This is a genomic window from Undibacterium sp. Dicai25W, assembly GCF_049340505.1.
GTDB lineage: Bacteria > Pseudomonadota > Gammaproteobacteria > Burkholderiales > Burkholderiaceae_D > Undibacterium > Undibacterium jejuense.
The window spans coordinates 1-4,741 of record NZ_JBMPOQ010000038.1 but is presented as its reverse complement, the minus strand read 5'-3'; the positions used below and the strand labels follow the sequence as shown (position 1 = coordinate 4,741).

Here is a 4,741-nt window from a genome sequence, read left to right as displayed (position 1 = left end):
TTTCTTCTTTGTTGCGGAAGAAGTACGTCAAATCATGGCGCAATTGGGTGTGCGTACTTACGATGAATTGATCGGTCGTGTCGATTTGTTGGACAAATCCAAAGCGGTGACACATTGGAAATTGAAGGACGAGGTCTGGCTGAATCCGAAACGAAATCAGGCAGAGGAACTAATGCTAGCAGCATGACTTGACGCGACATCTTTGTTGACAACTACCGTTAGTTTCGTCGAACTGAATAAATTTAATATTAAACTTAAATTTTTCATCCCAACCTTGTTTGCCTAATGATGTGTCAATTTCATCACCTACTTGAAATGTATATTTTTGAGCGGTGAACTTCTTTTTAAAAGTGGAATTAATTGTTTGCTCAACGCCTACTTTTTTGCATTCAACAAATCCTATTAATTTTTTTGGATCTTTAATTTCACCAGCCTTCATTAGTGATTTAGTTGGCTTGGAAAGAATCGCAAATTCGACTTTGTGTCCAGCGTCCGTAAAACCATATAACTTTGGTTCAATATGAAGACGCTTCGATAAATCACTATCTGCAGTTAATGCTGCATACGTTAATACCTCTAGCATGTCGCCTACTTTTCTTCCTACTTGATGTCCAGCATGGCGAAATTTTGAAATGTATTTAAAAACGTCTGATAAGTGAGTCATAAAAAGTAATTGGTAAAATAGTTATAAATTGAAATGCCAGAATGGACGTCTATTGAAAAAATTAGTTTTCTAATAATTTCCGAATGGAATCATATCGCAAATTTACTCAATTAGATATGCTGTGCAGTTGACGCAGTAATTGAAAGCGATGGGATGGGATGGGATGGGATGGGATAAATTTGATGGGGGATAAATATATATAGAGAGGAGATAGTATTAAAAATGAAAATTAAAGAAGTTATTGGAAGCTTAACGGCGACACCAACTCAGAACAAGCCGCTCGCAATTCCAAAGCCATCAACGACCACCACACCGACGCAAGTTAAAAATAGTGCTGACAAGGCACGGATAGATGCGCTGAAAACTACGGCAGACGCGACACAAGACAGATTAAAAACGGAGAAGGACAGACAGAAGAAGCAGAAGGCAGTGCAAACTATAAGTTCGCTTTCAGCGCCAGCTTCATAGCATACAAAGTAATATTGGCAACTGCTTACGCACTTCGCTGCACACACACCTGTTCTTTCATCCTGTGTGCCGCAACGTCAATTAAATTTACGTTGCAATTTAGCAGCTTTAACAGCTTTAACAGCTTTAACAGCTTTAACAGCGACTATATTGCACTTATAGCAACTTTAACTGTTTTTTGATAGCACAGTCTGTAGCACATATCACAGTTTTACGCTGCAACCCGCATGAACATTGGCTTTGTGACTAACGTATACCTTGAAAATCCTTGTGTCGGTGGTTCGATTCCGCCCCGGGCCACCAAGAACATGAAGGGTTAGAGCCGTAGTAGGCACTAACCCTTTTTTGTTTCTTGGTGTCTAGGCTACGTATAGGCTACGCCGTAGCCTATCAATATTTTCAATCAAAACACGTTCTTTCTGTAAGTAAGTCCAACCTGCCCACCCTGTCCACGTTATTTTGATTAAATCCCTGATGCATTGGTGCATGTCCAAGTTGTGCCGTTAAAATCAAATTCGTATAAATCGCCACCCATTTCACAATCCCGCGCATATTTTTCATAATCAATATAAGCACGCACTGATTCGGGTACGTCGCTTAGATAAAATTCGTCAAACAGAGTTTCGGCTACGTCTTTCAAATTACCTTCGGACAAATTCACGTCTTCCAGCTTATCCAAAGCATTTTCCAAGTTGTAGCTTGAAACACTGCACAAGTAATACAAAGCTGTTTTTTCATGCTCGGCTAAATCGGCAATAGTTTCAAACCATAGGTTTAAATTGGCTTGATTGATACCACACGCTGAAAACAACTCGCAGTCGTCACCATCTATGAATTGAATTTCAAACTCCTCTACAGAGTTGCCAAAGGCGTCCAACAGGCTTTCTGATTTCTCGGTGTATGCCTCCAAGGTATCAAAGTAAAAACCGACTGCATCCAAGCTATAAGGCTGTGCGAAAAATGTGCTCATGGTGTTCTCTGCTTTCGTATCGTTTTTAGGCTGGTTGAGCCTGAAGTTGATTGAAGACTTGCTCTGTTTTTGCAGACTTCACAACTCGTTTATCTGCATCATTTTTGAGTCGTTTCGCCTAAGCCACGAATGGCATGGCTGGATAAGAAGCAATGCAAGCAATTTGTCAAAATCGCAGTCGCAACGAAGAGAGAACCGATTGCCGAAAATCCCGAAGGGGAATGCTTGTTTTGATACGCAGACGTGCAAATCTTGGCGTTTTTAGCGATACGAGGAAAAAGTGGTGCAGATAGATTGACGGGCAAAAACAGAGATGCCGTGGAATTGGACTTGAAAGTGTTCAATTACAGATGTCCATGAAGAAAGCACCATAAATTCACAAAAAACAACATATAAGTATTTTTTCGATATGCGTTCTGTATGGCTCCACAAATTAACTGATTTTCAAATAGCCACATTTGCGACCGATTGCTATACTGGCAATTAATTCTATGAAATCAAATGCCGAGTAAATTAAATGACATGGCCACAATATTTTCCTGCTAGCTGTCCACCGCAAGATGCTCGATCCGAAAATATTGAGGTCTTCAGGCTAATTGAAGAAAGCAAAGCTAAAAAATCAGATTTTCTTCCAACTGTTATTGAGTTCCCGCACCGGAAATTTGACGACGCGTGCATATTGTGTAGTGTTTCCGTATTCGTGAATATTGACGAGATTAAAAAGAGACAGGCACGCTACTCGAACTTAAAATCAAAGAAAATAGCGAAGGGGACTATTGCCGAGACAGATGGTTTGATTCTTGAAACACTATCAGCCGGTCACGTATCTTGGTGGCTTAAAACAGATGAACCTCATAGAACATTTAGTGAGGTCACCGATGGAAAGTAACTACTTAAAAAATATCATTAGCTCCTTAGTACCCTGGGAAATACTCGATTATTACGATGGTCCACGATTTTATAGTTGCAAGGATTCTGCGGGTCAGATTTTTATCGTTTTTTGGGCTAATGAAATAGAGAATACTGACTATTGGCTTTATTTAAAAGTAAGCCATGAAAGATATTTAGCGCTTAAAAATGGTCAGCTTTCCATTCGCTTTATTCTTACAAAACCAGAAGAAAATCTCGAATATTTAGTCATCAAATCTGGAGCGAATTTTTCTTTTCAGACTATAACGCCTGAGCAAATAGATTCTTCGTGGCTGCCAGATGAAAATGATTTTTTAAATATACCAACATCTTCGTTACCAGAAAAATTGACTAGCGCCAGGGATATTGCACAGGCATCTCATAGACAAGCCTTAGATATTGCCTTTGTAAGAAAGGAAAACCCATATGAAATTTCATGTGGTGTTCTTGGTAAAGCGTTAGATGCAATACAAAATCTAGTAAATGCTTTAGCTTGCGGATCAGACACCAATATTCGTCGGATTCCTGAAGATATAAAATACCAGAATGAACTGGCGGTAACGGGACTATTTGCGAGTTCGTTTGGAATTCGATTACAAACAAATCGAAATCAATTAATAGACGATGAGGAAACTAAAAAGGTCAATAAAATCCTCACTACATTAATTACCCATTTGGATGACCCTGATACTTTATTGGCAGAAATTCGAAAACACAATGTTCTTGCAAGAAGCCGATTCAAACATTTATTAACGATAATTGTGGATGCTGGATTTTCTTTGAAGGCAGACTGGTCAAATCAATTTGGTGATTCCCTATCAGCAATTGCTTCGTATGACGAAATGAAAAACTCTCTTTCTAAAATGAATTTGCAGGAAGGTGCATTAACTCGAATAAACGAATATGAATGCAAGTTGGTTGGGATCGATATTGAAAGCGATTTTTTTGCTGTTATGACGAACGAAGGTGACTTATTGCGCGGAAAATTAGTTAAACAGTTGGAGGGAAAACAATTTGAGGTGCCGAGTAGGATAATAGCTAGAATAGAAGAATCTTGTATCATTAATCCGCTGACTGATAGTGAAAAATGGCTTTATACTTTACTAGATGTGCGGCCAATCCCTTCGAATTGAATAAGTTGTGTAAGATTTCAATCAATCACTCGGACAACATCAGCACTACAAATTTTGCATCGTCCTGACAATAGATGGTTTATCGCTGGGTATTCGCACCATTCATCCGCAAGGGATGGATGGAAAAATAAATTTCATCGTTTTAAAAATGCCAGATAAGTGGATTGAATAACGGCATTTGCATGAATGATTTTTTCGCAGAATTCAGGAAATTCTTCCAAGAATTGCATTAACGGGTAATCGTGTTCTGGCACAGAAAATCCTGCGACGTTACAATCAATTTTAAGTATATTTTGACCGTCATAAATTTCAATGTGCGGGTACACCAAAGTGATCCACACATTCCCAATATTTGCATTCGTATCGCTGTAAAAAGTTGGTTGAATAATAAATTGAAAAAATACCAAATAAGAATCTGACGCGATTGAATGATTGGCGGACATGATAGGTAAAAAGAGTCACTGGTGAACCGTACACTAGTGGTACACCTTTTCATGCGTCAACTGATTAACGCGAATTGTGGTGAATGACCCTGGTATTCTTCAGGATATCGATGAACCTGCCGATTTGCAGGCATATTTGCATAAAACCTGAACT

Annotated in this window: 6 protein-coding genes; 4 read left to right on the top strand and 2 right to left on the bottom strand. The window is 38.9% G+C overall.

Going from position 1 to position 4,741, the window contains the following annotated elements; all coding sequences use genetic code 11:
- Positions 1 to 187: hypothetical protein (locus tag ACO0KY_RS19405; RefSeq protein WP_423048840.1), on the top strand; the 187-nt coding region annotated here is incomplete at its 5' end.
- Here ACO0KY_RS19405 and ACO0KY_RS19400 read toward each other — a convergent pair.
- The gene (locus ACO0KY_RS19400) at positions 176 to 664 is read right to left on the bottom strand and encodes a hypothetical protein (RefSeq protein WP_423048838.1); all 489 of its coding nucleotides are present in this window, start codon (positions 662 to 664) and stop codon (positions 176 to 178) included. The genes ACO0KY_RS19405 and ACO0KY_RS19400 overlap by 12 nt on opposite strands.
- Before the next feature lie 222 nt (positions 665 to 886).
- Between ACO0KY_RS19400 and ACO0KY_RS19395 the strand changes: the two genes are divergently transcribed.
- Complete coding sequence (locus ACO0KY_RS19395) at positions 887 to 1,132, top strand: hypothetical protein (RefSeq protein WP_423048836.1); 246 nt, start codon at positions 887 to 889, stop codon at positions 1,130 to 1,132.
- A gap of 463 nt (positions 1,133 to 1,595) precedes the next feature.
- On the opposite strand, the gene ACO0KY_RS19390 is transcribed toward ACO0KY_RS19395, so the two are convergent.
- Positions 1,596 to 2,102: an antirestriction protein ArdA gene (locus ACO0KY_RS19390; RefSeq protein ID WP_423048834.1), complete on the bottom strand. Its 507-nt coding sequence runs from the start codon at positions 2,100 to 2,102 to the stop codon at positions 1,596 to 1,598.
- A gap of 517 nt (positions 2,103 to 2,619) precedes the next feature.
- On the opposite strand from ACO0KY_RS19390, the gene ACO0KY_RS19385 reads away from it, so the two are divergent.
- Entirely contained in the window at positions 2,620 to 2,991 is a 372-nt protein-coding gene (locus ACO0KY_RS19385; protein ID WP_423048832.1) for a hypothetical protein, read from the top strand.
- Positions 2,981 to 4,144, top strand: coding sequence for a DUF6575 domain-containing protein (locus tag ACO0KY_RS19380; protein WP_423048830.1), 1,164 nt, complete (start codon positions 2,981 to 2,983; stop codon positions 4,142 to 4,144). Before ACO0KY_RS19385 ends, ACO0KY_RS19380 begins: the two co-directional genes overlap by 11 nt.
- The last annotated feature ends 597 nt before the right edge of the window (positions 4,145 to 4,741 follow it).